Here is a 17838-nt window from a genome sequence, read left to right as displayed (position 1 = left end):
TCGCGACCGGACGTTCTATCTCGCGGATCGGGGTTTCCCGCGGGCGGAGGCAAGCGGGCCCGTGTGGCAGGGTGACGGCATGACCCAGATCGACCTGCGCATCTTCACCGAGCCCCAGCAGGGCGCGTCCTACGACGACCTCCTCGCTGTCGCGAAGGCGACCGAGGACCTCGGTTTCGACGCCTTCTTCCGCTCCGACCACTACCTCGTCATGGGCGACGGCGACGGCCTGCCCGGCCCGACCGACGCGTGGACGACGCTCGCGGGCCTGGCCCGCGAGACGAGCCGCATCCGGCTCGGCACGCTCGTGTCGTCGGCGACGTTCCGGCACCCGGGCGTGCTGGCGATCCAGGTCGCGCAGGTCGACCAGATGTCGGGCGGTCGTGTGGAGCTCGGGCTCGGCGCCGGCTGGTTCGCGCGCGAGCACGAGGCGTACGGCATCCCGTTCCCGGAGAAGCGGTTCGGGATCCTCGAGGAGCAGCTCGCGGTGATCACGGGACTGTGGGAGACGCCCGTCGGCGAGACGTTCTCGTTCAGCGGCGAGCACTACACGCTCACGGACTCCCCGGCCCTGCCCAAGCCGGCGCAGGAGCGGGTCCCCGTGATCGTCGGCGGCCACGGGCCGCGGCGCACGCCGGCGCTCGCGGCCCGGTACGCGAGCGAGTTCAACGCCGCGTTCCCCGACCCGGGCGTGCTGCCGGAGCGGTTCGAGAACGTGCGCGCCGCGTGCCTCGACGCCGACCGCGACCCCGACTCGCTCGTGTACTCGGCCGCGTTCGTCGTCGCGGTCGGCAAGGACGAGGCGGAGTTCCGCCGTCGGGCCGACGCGATCGGTCGCGAGCCCGACGAGGTGCGCCGCAACGGCCTGGCGGGCACGGTGAGCGAGGTCGCGGACAAGGTCGCCGCCGCGGCCGAGCAGGGCGCGACGCGCTTCTACCTCCAGGTGCTCGACCTGCACGACCTCGACCACCTCGACCTCATCGCGTCCGAGGTCGTGCCGCAGCTGCCCTGACGGCTCAGTCCGACGCCCGAACCCGCGTCGCGACGAGCGGATCGTCGCGACGCGGGCGGGCCGGTCTGGCGGGCACGGTGCCGACCGTCAGCCGACCGTCAGCCGACCGTCAGCCGACCGTCAACCGACCGTTAGCCGACGGAAGACGGTCCGTAGACGGTCACCTGGACGTTCCCGCCGACGAAGAGGTCCACGCGGGCGCACGCGGCGCTCTCGTCCGGGACGCTCGTCGTCGGGAACGGGCCGTCGACCGAGGTGAGGGCCTCGTCGGCGATCGCCCGGGCCTCGCCGAGGGAGACGCACCCGTCCGTGATCCCGCTCTTCAGCGCGGACACGATCGCGGCGACCACCGGGTCCTCGAGGATCCCGTCGGAGCTGCCTGAGGCGCCGACGACGACCGCGCGCCCGCCGACGTCGACGGTCGCGAACGCGCACACCGGCGTCCCGTCGGCACCCTCGGGCAGCGCGTCGTGCTCGCCGACGGACCAGTCGTCCAGGCCGAGCCGGTCGAGCTCGTCCTCGGCCCAGGCGACACCCTCGGCGACGGTGCGGCACGTGCTCGCCCCGCCGTCGACCCGGTCGGTCACGCTCTGCTGCAGCTCGACCACGGCGGGGTCCACCGCCGAGCGGCCCTCGAGCCGCTCGACGCCGTCGGGCACCTGGTCGGCCGGGGCGACGTACGTCTGGCCGTCCCAGGCGAAGGCCACGGCGTCCTCGATCGGCGGCAGGCCCTGCTCCGCGAGGAGCGTGGTGCAGTCCGCGTACGGGTCGCCGGTGAGCCACGGTCCGGCCGCGTCGACGTCCAGGCCTTCGGCGACGTCGGGGCTCCAGGCGGTCACGCAGGTGACGCCCTCACCCGACGAGCCGCGGAACGCCTGGATCGCTGCGTACGCGACGCCCCCGCCCGCGAGCACCGTCGCCAGGCCGAGCGCGACCGCGCCACGGCGTCCGAGCCGTCGCCGACGCGACGGCGGAGCGGCGGGGGCCGCGTTCGTGGGGTCGAGCGTGGTGGTCATGAGGATCTCCTCCCGCAGGGCGGCGAACGCCGCCTCGTCCACGGCACCGAGACCCGCACGGCGGGCCGGGTCCACGCTGCGCAGCTGCATCATCGGGTCCGTCATCGTGCCTCCTCGGTTCCGGGGCGGGGCCGTCCCCACCCGGTGACCACGTGTCCGGTCGGGTCGTCCCGTTTCCTCTGCGGTGCTGACGCCGGTGCGCCGGGTGCGCCGGGCGCCACGAGCCCGTCGAGCTGCTCGGCCAGCCGCCGGCGCGCCCGGTGCAGGCGCACCCGGACCGCGGCCCGCGAGATGCCGAGCACCAGGGCGATCTCGTCGCGCGCGAGCTCCTCCCACGCGACCAGGCGCAGCAGCTCCTGGTCGTCGGGGCCGAGCCGCGCGAGCGCACGCTCGACGTCGCTCACCTCGCCGGTCGGAGGCGGGACCGCTTCCGCGACCTCGGCGCGGAGCCTGTCGGCGAGGGCGAGACGGCGCCGCGCGCCCCGGTGGAGGTTGGCCAGGACACGGCGTGCGACGCCGAACATCCACGGTCGCGCGTCGTCCCCGACGGGGACGTCGTCGAGGCGTCGCCAGGCGACGAGGAACGCCTCGGCGACGACGTCAGCGGCGTCGGACGGGTCGGCCACGCGTCGCACCGCGTAGGCGAGCAGGGGACGGTGCGTGGCCTCGAACAGGGCCGTGAACCGAGCCGCGCGGTCCTCGTCCGGCGGTGGGGCCGACGGGGTCCGCTCGGGCGGGCGGTCAGGGGCGGGCATCCGGGGTCCTCTCGACCGGGTGACGTGGACGACCGTCTCATGTCCGGTGCTCGCCGGTGCGTTACACCCTCCCGGTGCGGTGGCGGTGACCGTCCCTCGGTGCGCGACGGCGCGATCCTTGTGGACGGCCGGCTCGCCCTCCGGGGCGTCCACCCGTCGGACGTGCGGCGCGTCGGCGCCGTGAATTCTCCGTTTCCGCCCGTGAACGGCGCGTTTCCGGGTCGTGCGAGCCACCGCTCGGGTGAGCGCTCACCGCGTGGGGCGGGACGGCGTCGGGCGGGGACGGGAGCGGCGCCGCGCCAACGATCCGGGCCGCGAGGACGGTGCAGCGCCGGGTCCCGACCGTTCCGTTCACATTCGCCGTCGTGCGCCGACATCGTGGCGGTCACCGCTCGCGCGACCCGTGACACGGCCGCCTCGTACCGCTACCTTCGGCGCAGACGACGAGGTGGCCCGCTCCCGGCGGGCCACCTCGACCCGTCTCCGGGTCTCTCCGCACGAGGGCACCGGCAGGGGGCTCGACAGCACCGCCGCGCACGCACTCACGACGCCGACGACGTCGCCGCACCCGGGCTCAGGAAGCCGGCGGGCATCCGCTCGCCGACCTCACGTCCGATTCCCGACCCGCGAGGTCCCCGCACGGGACCTGTCGAGAGCCGAGGACCCGCGATGGCCGTCTCCGAGTTCGACCGCCTGGTCGTCACCCCGCGCCGCACGCAGCACGTGCGGCCCGCCCCGTTCGGCCCGCGGGCCGACGCCGACCGTCCGACCGGCCCGCCGCGCGACGAGAACTCCGCCGCGCGCTCGCCGTCGCTCGTCATGATCATGCTGCTCGCGACGCTCGGCGTCGTCGCGTACGCGGTGTTCCTGCTCAACCCCGCGAACCGCGGCGACGCGCTGCCGTACGTCATGGTCATCACGGCCGAGACGGTGCTCGTCGCCCAGGCGCTGCTGGCGATGTGGACCGTGCTGTCGAGCGGGCACGACCCGCGCGGGTTCTCGTTCCACCACGCCAAGGACCGCCTGTTCGACGTCCCCGAGATCATCCGGGACGGCGCCGAGGACGACCCGACGCGCTGGAACCTCTATCTCCACGACCGCCCCGTCGCCGTCGACGTCCTCATCACCACCTACGGCGAGGACCTCGACACCATCGCGCGCACGGTCCGCGCCGCCGTCGCGCTGCGCGGCACGCACCGCACGTGGGTGCTCGACGACGGACGGTCCGACGACGTGCGCGACCTCGCCGCCCAGCTCGGCGCACGCTACGTGCGGCGCCTGTCGAGCAACGGCGCGAAGGCCGGCAACGTCAACCACGCGCTCGCCATCGCCAAGGGCGACTTCTTCGTCATCCTCGACGCCGACTTCGTCGCGAGGCCGGAGCTCCTCGTGGAGACCGTGCCGTTCTTCGTCAAGGACGACGTCGCGTTCGTCCAGACGCCCCAGACGTACGGGAACCTCGACAACCTCATCTCGCGCGGCGCCGGGTACATGCAGGCCGTCTTCTACCGGTTCGTGCAGCCCGGCCGGAACCGCTTCAACGCCGCGTTCTGCGTCGGCACCAACGTCATCTTCCGCCGTGCCGCGATCGACGACATCGGCGGCATGCACACCGACTCCAAGTCCGAGGACGTGTGGACGTCGCTCATGCTCCACGAGCGCGGGTGGCGCACGATCTACATCCCCACGACGCTCGCCGTCGGCGACACCCCCGAGACCGTCGAGGCGTACACCAAGCAGCAGCTGCGCTGGGCGACCGGCGGGTTCGAGATCCTGCTCCAGCACAACCCGCTCAGCCCGCGCCGCTCCCTCACACTCGACCAGCGGCTCCAGTACACCGTCACCGCGACGCACTACCTCGCGGGCATCGCGCCGCTCGTGCTGCTGCTCGTGCCGCCGCTCCAGATCTACCTCGACCTCACGCCCATGAACCTCACCATCTCGTGGGGCACGTGGCTGCTCTACTACGCCGGGTTCTACGTCCTCCAGATCGCCATCGCGTTCTTCACGCTCGGGTCGTTCCGGTGGGAGGTGCTCATGCTCGCGTCCGTGTCGTTCCCGATCTACACCAAGGCTCTGTGGAACGCGCTGACGGGCAAGGAGCAGGCGTGGCACGTGACCGGGAGCAAGGGAAAGGTCTCCTCGCCGTTCAACTACATGATCCCGCAGGTGCTGTTCTTCGCGTTCCTGCTCGTGACGTCGGTGGTCGGGGTCTGGAAGGAGTGGGGCGACCCGATGCCGAGCCTCGCGCTCGCGTGGAACGTCACCAACACGCTGATCCTCGGGGCCTTCGTCGTGACGGCCCTCCGGGAGTCGCAGTCTGCCCGGCGCGCGGCGCGCTCGGTCCGGCGGCGAGGAGGGGCGGCCGCGGCCGTCGTCGACGAGGCGCTGTCGGAGCGCCTCGGCGTCGAGGTGACGGTCGGCGTCGGGACGCGGGCCGGGAGGCGGCGGGCGCGCCGTGGTGGGGTTACGTCCGGACCTGTCGGAGGCGTCGCATGACCTGGTCGAACCGGTTCCGCCTCGTGGGCGGGCTGCTCGTGGTGGTGCTCGTGTGCGCCGCGCTCACGCTCGTGATGAACCGGCGCCTCGGGCAGGCGACGAGCACGACGGCCACCATCCGGGCGGAGGTGCTCGACGTCGGCAGCGACTACGCGGGCACCGTCACCGCGGCCGAGGTGGCCGAGGGGGACGAGGTCGCCGCGGGCGACCCGTTGTTCACCGTGAGCAGCCTGACGCTCCAGCACGACATCGCGCTCGGGCTCGTCAGCGCGGACACGTCCGCGTACCAGGTGGCGCCCGACGGGACGATCACGCTCGTCGCGCCCTACGACGCCGTCGTCACCCACGTCGCGGCCCGCGAGGGCGGGTTCGTCCAGGCGGGAGAGGTCGTCGCGTCGCTCGAGCGGGAGGGGTCGCTGTTCGTCGACGCCCGCCTGACGCTCGACCCGAGCGACTTCGCACGCGTCCGCCAGGGCGCGGAGGTCACGGTGGTCCTCCCGAACCAGGCGGAGGTCGCGGGCGAGGTCGCGTCGGTCGCGGTGCAGAACGCCGCCAACCAGGCGGAGGCCACGATCGAGGTGACGAGCGACGCGCTCGTGCGCGGGGCCGAGCACGGCCTCGTCGCGTCGGGCACGCCGGTCACGGCGAGCATCGAGCTGCACGACGACGGCCCGCTCGCCGGGGTCGACGAGTCGTTCGGCGAGTTCCTGCGGAAGGTGGGGCTGTGACGCCCCGCCGAGGTCGACCCGAGCGTCGCGAGGTCGACCTCCCGAGGGTCGATCTGGGACGCTCGGGCCGATCTCGGGGCCGGGTGGTCGCGGCGGTGCTCGCGTCGGTAGCTCTTGCCGCGGGGTGCGGGCTGTTCGAGCCGGACACCTCACCGGGGGCGACGGGCCCGCCCGGGGCGGGTGTCGCCGTCGGGCATCCCGCCGCGGACCTGACCGGAACCGTGCCCGACGTCGACCCGTCGATCCTGCCGCAGGAGTCGCTCGCCCCGATGCCCGCCGCGCGGCTTGCCGACGGGCTCGTCCCCCCGACGAACCGATGGTTCTCCGGACTCGTGTTCGGCGCCGAGCCCTTGCCGGTGTTCCCCGTGCCGCTCGCGTTCGGCGCGACCGACGGCGGCTTCGCGTTCGGCCTGCCCGACGTCCAGGTCACCGAGCAGTCGATCCTCGGGCCGTTCGTGCCGCAGGTCGGTGTGGACGTCGGGGCGTCGTCGGTCGTGGTCACCGCCTACGACACCGCGTCCGTCACGCTCGACCTGCTCGACGGCGCAGGCTCCGTCCTGGGGGCGGTGACCCTCGTCGAGGGGTCGCCCGTGCTGCGGTACACCGCGGCGACGGACCAGACGGCGGAGCTCACGGTCGCCTTCGCCGAGACGGGCGGGCTCGTGAGCGCCGAGGCCGGCGGGCGCGAGTTCGTGCTCGTCGGGTCGGGCGACGCGCTGTCGGGAGGCGGCCGGTCGCTCGACCTGGCGGAGGGAGACTCCGTCGCCTGGTTCCCCGTGCCCGACGACGCCCCGGACGGCGCGGTCGCGACGCTCGCCGAGGCGGCCGCGCACCCCGTGACGGGCACGACGCTCGCCTACGGCGTGGCGGACGACGCCGTCACCACGGCGATCACGTACGAGACGGGAGACGACCCTTCCGGCGCGGCGACCGTCGTCGTGCGGCTGCCGCACCAGCGCGAGAGCGAGGGCGCGACGTGCGGCCTCGGCACCTACGCGACCGTGCGCGGGACGGTCGACGTGTGCACGGCGAGCACGCTCGCGTGGACGAGCCCCGCCGTCGAACCCGCCGGGACGCTCGACGTGACCGCGCTGGGCGAGGACGAGAAGACCGAGCTCGCCGAGCAGGTGCGCGCCGACGCCTCTGCGCTCGAGCCGCGCCCGTCGGACACGTACTTCGGGGGCAAGGCCCTCGCGCGCGACGCGAACCTGCTCGCGCTCGCCGAGCAGCTCGGTCTCGACGACGTCGCGGCGCCGCTGCGCGACGACCTCGCCGCCGCGCTGCGCGAGTGGGCCGAGCCCTCCGGCTGCGCGGAGCGCGACGCGCGCTGCTTCGTCGACGACCCCGAGGTGCGCAGCGTCGTCGGGAGGACGCCGTCGTTCGGGTCGGACGAGCTCAACGACCACCACTTCCACTACGGGTACTTCCTCTACGCCGCGGGCGTGGTGGCGGCCGACGACCCGGCGCTCGCGGCCGACCTCGCTCCCGTGCTCGACCTGCTCGCGGCGGACGTCGCGTCCGGTGCGGGCGGCGAGGACTTCCCGGCGCTGCGGGTGTTCGACGCCTACGCCGGCCACTCGTGGGCGTCGGGGTACGCGCCCTTCGCGGACGGGAACAACCAGGAGTCCGCGTCCGAGGCGGTGTCGGCGTGGAACGGGCTGGCGCTGTGGGCGCGCGCGTCGGGGGACGCGACGCTCGAGGCGCAGGCGCGCTGGCTGCTGTCCGCCGAGGCGGCGTCGGCGCGCGCGTACTGGACGGACTTCGACCGCGAAGACCCGGCGATCGAGGGGTTCGGGCACACCGTGACGTCGCTCGTGTGGGGCGGCAAGCGCGACTGGGCCACGTGGTTCAGCGCCGAACCGAGCGCGATGCTCGGCATCCTCGTGCTGCCGATGCAGCCCGTCGCCGGGTACCTCGCGGGCGACCCGGAGCGCATCCGGGCCAACCTCGACGAGGCGCTCGCGGGCCCGCGCGAGGACCCGGCGTCGTGGGACGTGATGTTCGGCGACCAGCTCCTCATGTACGCGGCCCTCGCCGGCCCGGACGACGCTGCGGCCGCCCTGAAGTTCGCACGCAGCCTGCCCGCCGAGCGCATCGACGACGGCAACACCCGCAGCTACCTCCTCGCGTGGCTCCTGGTGCACGCGGCCGCGTAGCACCGCCGACCGCCGAACCCGTGGTTGTCGCCGGGCTCGGCGACCTGGCGTGCGACAAGCCCGGGTTCGGCGGGCACTACCCTGCTCCGGGGGTCTTCACACGAACTTCACGGACGGGAGAGACATGAGCGCCATCGGGTGGCGGTTGCACGGGAACGGGAAGACGGTCGCGCCGGGGGACGTCGTCGACCCGGACGAGCGGCTGACCTGGCCGCGGACCATCGGGATCGGCATGCAGCACGTCGTCGCCATGTTCGGCGCGACGTTCCTCGTGCCGCTGCTCACCGGGTTCTCGCCCGCGACGACGCTGTTCTTCTCCGCGATCGGCACCGTCGGGTTCCTGCTCATCACGCGCAACCGGCTGCCGAGCTACCTCGGGTCGAGCTTCGCGTTCATCGCCCCGATCGGCGCCGCGACGGCGTCCCAGGGCCAGTCCGTGGCCGTCGGCGGGATCCTCGTCACCGGTCTCGTGCTCGCCGCGGTCGGCCTGCTCGTGCACGTCGCGGGCGCGCGGTGGATCGACATCGTCATGCCGCCGATCGTCACGGGCACGATCGTCGCGCTCATCGGCCTCAACCTCGCCCCGGCCGCGTGGGACAACTTCAAGAAGGCGCCGGTCACGGCGCTCGTCACGCTCGGGTCGATCATCCTGGTGAGCGTCCTGTTCAAGGGCATCCTCGGACGTCTGTCGATCCTCGTGGGCGTCATCGTCGGGTACGTCGCGGCGCTGCTCCAGGGCGAGGTGGTGTTCGACGCGGTGCGCAAGGCCGCCTGGATCGGGTTCCCCGAGTTCGTCACGCCCACGTTCGACGTCGCTGTGCTCGGCCTGTTCGTCCCGGTCGTGCTCGTGCTCATCGCGGAGAACGTGGGGCACGTGAAGTCGGTCGCGGCGATGACGGGCAAGAACCTCGACGACCTCACCGGCCGCGCGCTCTTCGCGGACGGCCTCGCGACCACGCTCGCGGGCGTCGGCGGCGGGTCGGGAACCACGACGTACGCCGAGAACATCGGCGTCATGGCCGCGACGCGCGTGTACTCGACGGCGGCGTACTGGGTCGCGGCGGCGACCGCGCTGGTCCTCTCGCTCTCGCCGAAGTTCGGCGCGCTCATCGCGACCATCCCTGCCGGCGTCCTGGGCGGCGCGGCGACGATGCTCTACGGCATGATCGGCATCCTCGGCGCGCGCATCTGGGTGCAGAACAAGGTCGACTTCTCCAACCCGGTCAACCTGACGACCGCCGCCGTGCCGCTCGTCGTCGGCATCGCCAACTTCACCTGGGTCGTCGGCGACCTGACGTTCGCGGGCATCGCGCTCGGCACGGCCGCCGCGCTCGTGATCTACCACCTCATGCGGACCATCGCGCGGTGGCGCGGCACCACCCAGGAGCCTGCCAGCCCGGCGTCGGCCCCTGGCGGCGACGAGCCGATCGTCCACGACGCGGTCGAGGACGCCCGCTGACCCAGCCCCGCCTAGGCCGAACCCGGGGATGTCGCAGGACTCGTCGCTTTGATGAGCGACAACCCCGGGTTCGACGTCGGTGGCTGAGGCGACGACGTCGTTCACAGGCCCAGCATTCAGGTGTCTCGTCCACAGACCGTCGACGGCGTCTCGCCACCGGCACAGGGTTTCGGTGTGATGCGGGCATGCCGATACCCGCACCCGTCAGAGGCATCGACGCGATCGACGCCGTCGCGGCCGAGCAGGAGTGGCTCGTCTCCGCTCGACAGTGCCGCGAGGCCGGCGTCGACCATGGCGTGATCCGGCTCCTGCTCCGGCGTGGAGCATGGCGGCGCGTCACACGCGGGGTGTACGACGTCGACCCGTTTCCCGGGGAGCGCGGCTCGTACGACCGACGACGTCGGCGCGCGGCGTGGTCGGGTCTGCTCGCGTACGGCCCGGATGCGGTCGCCGTCGGGCCGAGCGCGCTCGCGCTGCTCGGGGTCTCGGGCCTCCCGGTCGACGTGGCGCCGCAGGTGGCGTTGCCGGCCGCGAGGTCGCTCGAGTCGCGGGACGGGATCTGGCTGCGCATGTTCGACGACGGGATGACCGTGACCCGAGCGGGACGCGCCGTCGTCGCGTCGCCGTGGTGGGCGCTGGCGCAGGCCGTCCCGGAGCTCGACCGCGAGCACGCCGTGTCCGTCCTCGACTCCGCGGTGCACCGGGGAGTGGTCACGGTCGACGAGGTGGCGCACGCCCACGACCTGGCGCGCGGTCGACGCGGCGTCGCGCGTACGCATTCCTGGTGGGGGCTCGCGGACGGGCGGTCGGAGTCACCGCTCGAGACGCGTGTCCGTCTCGACTGTCACGACGGTGGGGTCGGTCCCGACGCGCTCCAGGTGCCGCTCGTCGACGCGTCGGGGGTCGTGCGGCGCGGTGACCTCGGGTGGCGGACGCGCGACGGCCGCTGGCTGGTGGCCGAGGCCGACGGCGCCGAGTTCCACGGCTCGCTCCAGGCGGCGTACGCCGACCGGGCTCGGCACGACGAGCTGGTCGGGGGTGGCGTCGCGGGCACGCTGCGATTCACGTTCGACGACGTACGCGTCGCCGGCCGGTGCGCGCGCACGGTCCGTCGGGCGCTGCACGCCCTAGGATGACGGCCCCGGTGACGCCGAACCCGGGGTTGTCGTCGCGGAGGGCGTCGAACCCGGCGATAACCCCGGGTTCGGCATCGGGGGTCGGGTCAGAGGCGGAGGCCCAGGAGCAGGCCCTCGTCGACGTCGAGGCGGGTGAAGCCGAGGTGCTCGTAGAAGCCGATCGCGGAGACGTTGTCCTCTGCAACGCCGAGGTGGACGCCCTTGACCCCGGCGGCGCGCAGGGCGTCGAACAGCGCGTCCATCAGCCGGCGGCCGTTGCCGCCGCCCTGCGCGACGGGCAGCAGGTCGACGTGGAGGTGCGCCGGGTAGTCGGGGAGCACCGAGGGGTCGGTGCGGTGCGGGCGGTGGATCTGACGGACGAGCGCCTCGTCGCGGGAGCCCTCCGGGAAGCTGCCCAGCGGGTACCGCTCGCGCAGCGGCGGCCACCACTCCCGCTCGGACCGCGCCTCGAACGCGGCGGTGTCGCGCGCGCCCAGCACGTAGCCCGCGGCCACGCCGTCGACCTCGACGACGAACGCGAGCGACGGCTCGAGGGCGAGGTACGCCCCGAGGTAGACCTCGCCGAGCAACCGCGGGTCGGTGTACAGGGAGGTCGCGTCCGCGCCGGACGCGCCGGTCCGCAGGCAGATCTCGTAGAGGCGGTCGACCTCGTCGGGGTCGGTGGTCCGGGCGGGCCGGAGGGGCAGGGTGCTCATGGGTACCGTTCGGCGGTCGTCAGGCTCGGCGGGGCGCCGGGCGAGGGACGTGCTCAGCCCTCCGCGGGCGGCACGGGCAGCGGCTGGGGGGTGATCTCCTCGATCGCGACGCACCCGGCGCGGCTCTCGAGCGGCACGTCGCTGGACAGGCCGACGAGCTCGGGGTCCACGACGTCCTCGAAGTCGGCCCCCACGTAGAGGTCGACGGTGGAGGCTTCGCGCGTGTCGAGCACCAGGCCCGGGTTGTCGTAGTGCGCCGCGAGCGTGTACGCCTGCGCGAGCCCCGTGACGCCGAAGTGGATCTGCGTCTGCGCCACGACGTCCGAGCTGCCGTCGCCGTCCAGGTCCGGCGCGTTACCGGTGGTGAGCACCGTGAAGCCCCGGGACGTGAGCAGTTCCTGGTTCAGCCGCCCGAGGGGGGCGTCCTTGCCGGACGCGTTGTAGACGTTGACCTGGACGTCGGCCGCCGCCGCCGGGAGCGTGCCCTCGGGCAGGCAGGGGACCTTGACGTCCGCGAGGTCGTCGACCGCCTCGGGCGACGACAGCGGCCGGTCGAACGGGGCGTCGATCGCCCCCGTGTAGACGGCCAGCGCACCCAGCCCGACGACGGCGAGCGCGGCGATGAGGAGCCCGAACACGACGGCCTGGCGCTCGTGCATGCGTCGGCGACGCTCGGCGCGTGCGGTGTCGGGGCGGGTGGTCACGCCAGAAACCTACCGGACCCCGCGCTCATCGCACGGTCAGGACGCGGGCGTGCAGGATGGCGCGCTGCTGGAGCGCGGCGCGGACCGCGCGGTGCAGTCCGTCCTCGAGGTAGAGGACCCCCTCGTACTCGACGACGTGCGCGAAGAGGTCGCCGAAGAACGTCGAGTCCTCGGCGAGGAGCGCGTCGAGGTCGAGCGTGCGCTTGGTCGTGACGAGCTCGTCGAGGCGCACCTGACGAGGGGGCACCTCGGCCCAGTCCCGCGCGGTCACCCGGCCGTGGTCCGGGTAGGGGCGCCCGTCGCCGACGGCCTTGAAGATCATGCGGCACATCCTAGAGGCCGGACCCCGCTCCTCGCCCGGGTCGGCGCGGTGCCGGTCACGCAGTCGTCACGATCTCCCCACGTGGAGCACCCGGGTCCTCCGCGTCAGGCGGCGTCGGGCGGCCCGTCCGGTCGGGCCCTGAGCAGTCGCCGCCGGCCGAGCCGGCGTCCGAGGTGGAGCTGGACGAACAGGGTCACGACCCCGGCGGCGAGCAGCCCGGCGACGTTCACGAGGAGCTGGACGCCCGCGCCGAGCGCCTCGTCCCACGCCCCGACGGCGAGCGTCAGGCCGATGGCCCCGACAGCGGGCACGGTCGTGATGGAGATGAAGACGCCGACGAGAGCAGCCGACTTGGAGGTGGTGAGGGAGAGCACACCCGCGACGCCCGCGAGGAGCGCGATGACGAACGACCAGGCGTCGGGCGACACGATGAACTCGGTCTGCGGTCCGGTCGTCGCCTGCTCGTAGGTGATGAGACCGGCCGCGTAGGCGAGGCTCCACACGGCCCAGGCGACCGCGGCGCAGCCCGCGAACCCGCCGAGGAGCGTCGCCAGTGCCGACCCCGCGATCCCGCGCCGTCGCCGCACGACCGCGTAGCAGATGGCCGCGATGGGGGCGAACTCCGGCCCGACCACCATGGCCCCGATGATGAGGATGGGCTGGTCCAGCAGCCGCCCGATCCCGGCGATGAGCGTCGCGAGGAGGAGGAACACGAAGAACGTGGCGGAGGGGCGGGAGTCCTCGCGCGACGTGTCCGCGAGCTGCGCCCACAGGACCCCGTCGGCGGGGTGGCCCGGCGCCGCCTCCTCGGCCGCGACCGCGGCGTCCGCCACGACCGTCACCGGCTCCGTGACGACGATGCTCCCGTCGGCCGGGACGCCCGCGTGCCGGAGGGTCCGCATGACGTTGTTCGCGTTCTCCCGCGCCATCTCGAACCACAGGACGTCGCCCCGGCCGTCGAGCGCCGCGCCGGGCACGACGGCCAGGTCGCACACGGTCGGGTCGGCGTCGAGGACGGGACGCAGACGTTCGACGAGGTCGTGCCCCGCGGTGACCCGCACACTCAGCATGGCGCCATCGTGCCAGCCGGGCGCCGCCCGTCGGGGACGCGTCCCGTCAAGGTTCCGGCAGAGGGCGTCAAGGTTCCGTCAGAGCCCCGTCCGGAGCCCTCCCGCCGGGCGTAGAACGGCAGTGCGCCCGGGTTCCGGACGCCGGCACCACGCCCCGCCGCGGGCGCTCGCCGACCCTCGTCGAGAAGGCGTTCCCACCATGGCCGACCTGGCCTTCCTCCTCCTCACCGTCGCGTTCTTCGCGACGGTCGCGCTCGTCGCGCGTCGTCACGGCTCCTCCGGAGGTGCCCGGTGATGGTCCTCGACTGGATCGCGCTCGGTGCCGTCGTCGCCGTGCTGGGCTACCTCTTCGTCGCGCTGCTCCGCAGCGACCGGGCCCGGTGAGCGCCGTGCCGACGACGGTCGACGCGGCGGTCGTGTGGGCGGCCGTCGGTCAGGTCGCGCTCCTCGTCGCGGCGCTCGCGGCGGTGCACGCGCCGCTCGGCGCGTACATGGCGCGCGTGTACACCTCGTCGCGCCACCTGCGGGTGGAGCGCGCCGGCTACCGGCTCGCGCGCGTGGACCCCGACGCGGAGCAGCGCTGGAGCACCTACCTCTTCTCGCTGCTGGGCTTCTCGCTCGCCTCGGTCCTCCTCCTCTACGCCCTGGGCCGCCTCCAGGACCACCTGCCGATGAACCTCGGGTTCACGGGGCTGGACCCCGCGGGTGCCTGGAACACGGCGGTCTCGTTCGTGACGAACACGAACTGGCAGTGGTACTCGGGCGAGGCCGCGGCGGGCCACCTCCTCCAGATGGCAGGGCTGGCCGTGCAGAACTTCGTCTCGGCCGCCGTCGGGATGTCGGTCGCGATCGCGCTCGTGCGCGGGTTCGCGCGCTCCGGGACCGACGCGCGGATCGGGAACTTCTGGACCGACCTCACGCGGTCCGTGGTCCGGATCCTGCTCCCGATCGCGTTCGTCGCGGCGGTCGTGCTCGTGGCGAACGGCGTGATCCAGAACCTCGGCCCGCACACCGCGGTCGAGACGCTCGCCGGCGGGACGCAGCACGTCCTCGGCGGTCCCGTCGCCTCCCAGGAGGCCATCAAGGAGCTCGGGACCAACGGCGGCGGGTTCTTCAACGCGAACTCGGCGCACCCCCTGGAGAACCCGAACCCGTTCACGAACGTCTTCGAGATCTTCCTCATCCTGCTGATCCCGTTCACCCTCCCGCGCACGTTCGGCCTCCTGGTCGGCGACCGCCGTCAGGGCTGGGCCGTCCTCGGCGCGATGGCCGGGCTGTTCGCCGTCGCGCTCGCGCTGACCACGTGGGCGGAGCTCGCCGGGCCGGGTGCCGCGCCCCAGGCCGCGGGCGCCGCGCTGGAGGGCAAGGAGACCCGGTTCGGTCTCGCCGCGAGCGCCCTGTTCGCGACCGCGACGACCGGCACGTCGACCGGCGCGGTCAACGCGATGCACGACTCGCTCACCGCGCCCGGCGGAGGAGTGGTGCTCTTCTCGATGCTGCTCGGCGAGATCGCCCCCGGCGGCGTGGGCGCGGGGCTCTACGGGATGCTCGTGGTCGCCGTCGTCGCGGTGTTCGTCGCGGGACTCATGGTGGGCCGCACGCCCGAGTACCTGGGGAAGAAGATCGGGCGCCAGGAGATCACGCTCGTCGCGCTGTACGTCCTGACGACCCCGGCGGTCGTGCTCGCCGGCACGGCGCTGTCCGTGGTCCTGCCCGATGGGCTCGCCGGGCAGCAGGAGGGTGGCCCGCACGGGCTCACCGAGGTGCTGTACGCGTTCGCGTCGGCCGGGAACAACAACGGCTCCGCGTTCGCCGGGCTGTCGGCCGGGACGCCGTACTACAACACGCTGCTCGGGCTCGCGATGCTCGTCGGCCGCTTCGTCCCCATCGCGCTCGTCCTCGCCCTCGCGGGGCGCCTCGCCTCCCAGCGGTCGGTCCCGCCGTCCGCCGGCACGCTGCCGACCCACCAGCCGCTGTTCGTCGGCCTGCTCGGCACGGTCGCGCTCGTCGTCGTCGGCCTCACGTTCGTCCCCGTCCTGTCCCTCGGTCCTGTCGTGGAGTCCCTGTCATGAGCACGCCGCTCGCTTCCGTCCCTCAGCTGCCCGGCACCCCGGCGTCCCCCGCGGGTGCGCCCGACGGCGGCCCGCACGGCGACCGTCCCGGCGGCGGGCGTCGTGCCCCGCGGGCGCTGTCTCTCGCACAGGTGGGCGCGGCGCTGCCCGCCGCGGTGCGCAAGCTCGACCCGCGGGTGCTGTACCGGTCGCCGGTGCTGTTCGTCGTGGAGCTCGGCGCGGCCGCGACGACGGTGCTCGCCGCGCTGGACCCGGACCTGTTCTCGGTCCTCGTCGCGGCGTGGCTGTGGGCGACGGTCCTGTTCGCGACGCTCGCCGAGTCCGTCGCGGAGTCGCGGGGCAAGGCGCAGGCGTCGAGCCTGCGCGCGACGCAGCGCAGCACGACGGCGCGCCGCGTGGACGCGCCGGCGGACACGCTCGCGGCCGGGTCGAGCCTGCACCTGCTGCCGACGGTCGACGTGCCGTCGTCGAGCCTGCGGGTGGGCGACGTCGTCGTGGTCGTCGCGGGGGAGACGATCCCGGGCGACGGCGACGTGATCGAGGGCGTCGCGTCGGTCGACGAGTCGGCGATCACGGGCGAGTCCGCCCCGGTGATCCGTGAGTCGGGCGGCGACCGCTCGGCCGTGACGGGCGGGACGGTCGTCCTGTCCGACCGCATCGTCGTGCGGATCACGGCGCCGGCCGGCCAGACGTTCGTCGACCGGATGATCGCGCTCGTCGAGGGCAGCGAGCGCCAGCGCACCCCGAACGAGATCGCGCTCAACGTGCTGCTCACGTCGCTGACGACCGTGTTCGTCCTCGCCGTCGCGACGCTCCAGCCGTTCGCCGTGTACTCGGGGGCGCGGCAGTCGCTCGTGGTGCTCGTCGCCCTCCTCGTGTGCCTCATCCCGACGACGATCGGCGCGCTGCTGTCCGCGATCGGCATCGCGGGCATGGACCGCCTGGTCCGGCGCAACGTGCTCGCGATGTCCGGGCGCGCGGTCGAGGCGGCGGGCGACGTCGACGTGCTGCTGCTCGACAAGACCGGCACGATCACGCACGGCAACCGGTTCGCGACCGAGGTGCTGCCCGTCGGCCGTGTGGGCGCGGGCGAGCTCGCCGACGCGGCGCGCCTGGCCTCCCTGTCCGACGAGACGCCGGAGGGGCGCAGCATCGTCGACCTCGTGACGTCGACGGACGGGCGTCCGGCGGCGGACCTGGTGCGCGAGACCGACGGCGCGGAGTTCATCCCGTTCACGGCGCAGACCCGGATGTCCGGCGTGGACCTGCCGCTGCCCGACGGCGGCGTGCGGCGCGTGCGCAAGGGCGCGGGCTCCGCGGTCCAGCGCTGGGTGCACTCCACGGGCGGGAGCGTGACGGGCCCGGAGACGGACGAGCTCGCGGCGCACGTCGAGACGGTCAGCGGGCAGGGCGGCACGCCGCTGGTGGTCGCCGAGCAGGTGGGCGACGGCCCGGCGCGGGTGCTCGGCGTCGTCCGGCTCAAGGACGTCGTCAAGGACGGGCTGCGCGAGCGGTTCGACCAGCTCCGCGCGATGGGCATCCGCAGCGTCATGGTCACGGGCGACAACGCGATCACCGCGCGGGCCATCGCGGCCGAGGCGGGCGTGGACGACGTGCTCGCCGAGGCCACGCCCGAGGACAAGCTCGCGCTCATCCGGCGCGAGCAGGAGGGCGGGCGCCTCGTCGCGATGGCCGGCGACGGCACGAACGACGCGCCCGCGCTCGCCCAGTCCGACGTCGGCGTCGCGATGAACACGGGGACGACGGCCGCGAAGGAGGCGGGCAACATGGTCGACCTCGACTCGAACCCCACGAAGCTCCTGGAGATCGTCGAGATCGGCAAGCAGCTCCTCATCACGCGCGGCGCGCTGACCACGTTCTCCGTCGCGAACGACGTCGCCAAGTACTTCGCGATCCTGCCCGCGATGTTCCTGGGCGCGTTCCCCGCGCTCGAGGTGCTCAACGTCATGCGCCTGTCGAGCCCCCAGTCCGCGATCCTCTCCGCGGTGATCTTCAACGCGCTGATCATCGTGGTGCTCGTCCCGCTGGCGCTGCGCGGGGTGCGGTACCGCCCGGCATCCGCGTCGGCGCTGCTCCGGCGCAACCTCCTGGTCTACGGGCTCGGCGGCCTCGTGGCGCCGTTCGTCGGGATCAAGCTCGTCGACCTCCTCGTCTCCCTCCTCCCGGGCTTCTGAGCCCGGTGCCGAAAGGAAC

At 73.7% G+C, this 17838-nt stretch carries 15 protein-coding genes; 9 read left to right on the top strand and 6 right to left on the bottom strand.

The genetic code is table 11. The annotated features are described in order from the left end of the window. The first annotated feature begins 88 nt into the window (after positions 1–88). A complete protein-coding gene (locus FB00_RS07720; protein ID WP_047232373.1) occupies positions 89–1012 on the top strand; it encodes an LLM class F420-dependent oxidoreductase in 924 nt (307 codons plus the stop codon). 131 nt (positions 1013–1143) lie between these two features. Here FB00_RS07720 and FB00_RS07715 read toward each other — a convergent pair whose 3' ends face one another. Continuing rightward, positions 1144–2133: a hypothetical protein gene (locus FB00_RS07715; protein ID WP_047232305.1), complete on the bottom strand. Its 990-nt coding sequence runs from the start codon at positions 2131–2133 to the stop codon at positions 1144–1146. Further along, a complete protein-coding gene (locus FB00_RS07710) occupies positions 2130–2783 on the bottom strand; it encodes an RNA polymerase sigma factor (protein ID WP_047232304.1) in 654 nt (217 codons plus the stop codon). The genes FB00_RS07715 and FB00_RS07710 overlap by 4 nt, the downstream gene beginning before the upstream one ends. 669 nt (positions 2784–3452) lie before the next feature. Between FB00_RS07710 and FB00_RS07705 the strand changes: the two genes are divergently transcribed. From FB00_RS07705 to FB00_RS07685, 5 genes are all read left to right on the top strand, one after another. Continuing rightward, positions 3453–5282: a glycosyltransferase gene (locus FB00_RS07705; RefSeq protein WP_082141106.1), complete on the top strand. Its 1830-nt coding sequence runs from the start codon at positions 3453–3455 to the stop codon at positions 5280–5282. Next, entirely contained in the window at positions 5279–6010 is a 732-nt protein-coding gene (locus FB00_RS07700) for an HlyD family efflux transporter periplasmic adaptor subunit (protein WP_047232303.1), read from the top strand. The genes FB00_RS07705 and FB00_RS07700 overlap by 4 nt, the downstream gene beginning before the upstream one ends. Before the next feature lie 221 nt (positions 6011–6231). Beyond that, positions 6232–8166 carry a glycosyl hydrolase gene (locus FB00_RS07695; RefSeq protein WP_231581765.1) on the top strand — a complete coding sequence of 645 codons (1935 nt, stop codon included), beginning with the start codon at positions 6232–6234 and terminating at the stop codon, positions 8164–8166. Between the two features lie 124 nt (positions 8167–8290). Beyond that, positions 8291–9625, top strand: coding sequence for a uracil-xanthine permease family protein (locus tag FB00_RS07690; RefSeq protein WP_047232302.1), 1335 nt, complete (start codon positions 8291–8293; stop codon positions 9623–9625). A 185-nt stretch (positions 9626–9810) separates the two neighbouring features. Next, a complete protein-coding gene (locus tag FB00_RS07685; protein WP_052877528.1) occupies positions 9811–10761 on the top strand; it encodes a type IV toxin-antitoxin system AbiEi family antitoxin domain-containing protein in 951 nt (316 codons plus the stop codon). An 86-nt stretch (positions 10762–10847) separates the two neighbouring features. On the opposite strand, the gene FB00_RS07680 is transcribed toward FB00_RS07685, so the two are convergent. The 4 genes from FB00_RS07680 to FB00_RS07665 form a co-directional block, all read right to left on the bottom strand. Further along, a complete protein-coding gene (locus tag FB00_RS07680; RefSeq protein WP_047232301.1) occupies positions 10848–11456 on the bottom strand; it encodes a GNAT family N-acetyltransferase in 609 nt (202 codons plus the stop codon). Positions 11457–11509: 53 nt separating this feature from the next. Beyond that, positions 11510–12160, bottom strand: a complete 651-nt coding sequence (locus FB00_RS07675) for a LytR C-terminal domain-containing protein (RefSeq protein WP_231581764.1) — start codon at positions 12158–12160, stop codon at positions 11510–11512. Positions 12161–12185: 25 nt separating this feature from the next. Next, complete coding sequence (locus FB00_RS07670; protein WP_024841670.1) at positions 12186–12482, bottom strand: type II toxin-antitoxin system VapB family antitoxin; 297 nt, start codon at positions 12480–12482, stop codon at positions 12186–12188. A gap of 104 nt (positions 12483–12586) precedes the next feature. Continuing rightward, positions 12587–13552 (bottom strand): DUF389 domain-containing protein, encoded by a 966-nt coding sequence (locus FB00_RS07665; RefSeq protein ID WP_047232299.1) that lies wholly within the window; start codon positions 13550–13552, stop codon positions 12587–12589. Positions 13553–13846: 294 nt separating this feature from the next. Between FB00_RS07665 and FB00_RS21990 the strand changes: the two genes are divergently transcribed. The 3 genes from FB00_RS21990 to kdpB are packed head-to-tail and all read left to right on the top strand — an operon-like array spanning position 13847 to position 17819. Beyond that, entirely contained in the window at positions 13847–13936 is a 90-nt protein-coding gene (locus tag FB00_RS21990) for a potassium-transporting ATPase subunit F (protein ID WP_141389068.1), read from the top strand. 5 nt (positions 13937–13941) lie between these two features. Further along, positions 13942–15624 (top strand): potassium-transporting ATPase subunit KdpA, encoded by a 1683-nt coding sequence (gene kdpA, locus FB00_RS07660; protein WP_047232369.1) that lies wholly within the window; start codon positions 13942–13944, stop codon positions 15622–15624. Then, on the top strand, positions 15621–17819 hold the full coding sequence (gene kdpB / locus FB00_RS07655) for a potassium-transporting ATPase subunit KdpB (protein ID WP_047232298.1): 2199 nt from the start codon (positions 15621–15623) through the stop codon (positions 17817–17819). Before kdpA ends, kdpB begins: the two co-directional genes overlap by 4 nt. The last annotated feature ends 19 nt before the right edge of the window (positions 17820–17838 follow it).

Source organism: Cellulosimicrobium funkei, from assembly GCF_001019615.1.
GTDB classification, from domain to species: domain Bacteria; phylum Actinomycetota; class Actinomycetes; order Actinomycetales; family Cellulomonadaceae; genus Cellulosimicrobium; species Cellulosimicrobium cellulans_E.
Note: the sequence above shows the minus strand (reverse complement) of the source record. Positions and strands in the feature narration are given on the sequence as shown.

Excerpts from the sequence above, each read along its gene's own strand:
- FB00_RS07705 (WP_082141106.1), top strand. The coding sequence starts at position 3,453 with ATGGCCGTCTCCGAGTTCGACCGCCTGGTCGTCACCCCGCGCCGCACG.
- FB00_RS07670 (WP_024841670.1), bottom strand. The coding sequence starts at position 12,482 with ATGATCTTCAAGGCCGTCGGCGACGGGCGCCCCTACCCGGACCACGGC.
- FB00_RS07700 (WP_047232303.1), top strand. The coding sequence starts at position 5,279 with ATGACCTGGTCGAACCGGTTCCGCCTCGTGGGCGGGCTGCTCGTGGTG.
- FB00_RS07680 (WP_047232301.1), bottom strand. The coding sequence starts at position 11,456 with ATGAGCACCCTGCCCCTCCGGCCCGCCCGGACCACCGACCCCGACGAG.
- kdpB (WP_047232298.1), top strand. The coding sequence starts at position 15,621 with ATGAGCACGCCGCTCGCTTCCGTCCCTCAGCTGCCCGGCACCCCGGCG.
- FB00_RS21990 (WP_141389068.1), top strand. The coding sequence starts at position 13,847 with ATGGTCCTCGACTGGATCGCGCTCGGTGCCGTCGTCGCCGTGCTGGGC.
- FB00_RS07665 (WP_047232299.1), bottom strand. The coding sequence starts at position 13,552 with ATGCTGAGTGTGCGGGTCACCGCGGGGCACGACCTCGTCGAACGTCTG.
- FB00_RS07685 (WP_052877528.1), top strand. The coding sequence starts at position 9,811 with ATGCCGATACCCGCACCCGTCAGAGGCATCGACGCGATCGACGCCGTC.
- FB00_RS07710 (WP_047232304.1), bottom strand. The coding sequence starts at position 2,783 with ATGCCCGCCCCTGACCGCCCGCCCGAGCGGACCCCGTCGGCCCCACCG.
- FB00_RS07690 (WP_047232302.1), top strand. The coding sequence starts at position 8,291 with ATGAGCGCCATCGGGTGGCGGTTGCACGGGAACGGGAAGACGGTCGCG.
- FB00_RS07715 (WP_047232305.1), bottom strand. The coding sequence starts at position 2,133 with ATGACGGACCCGATGATGCAGCTGCGCAGCGTGGACCCGGCCCGCCGT.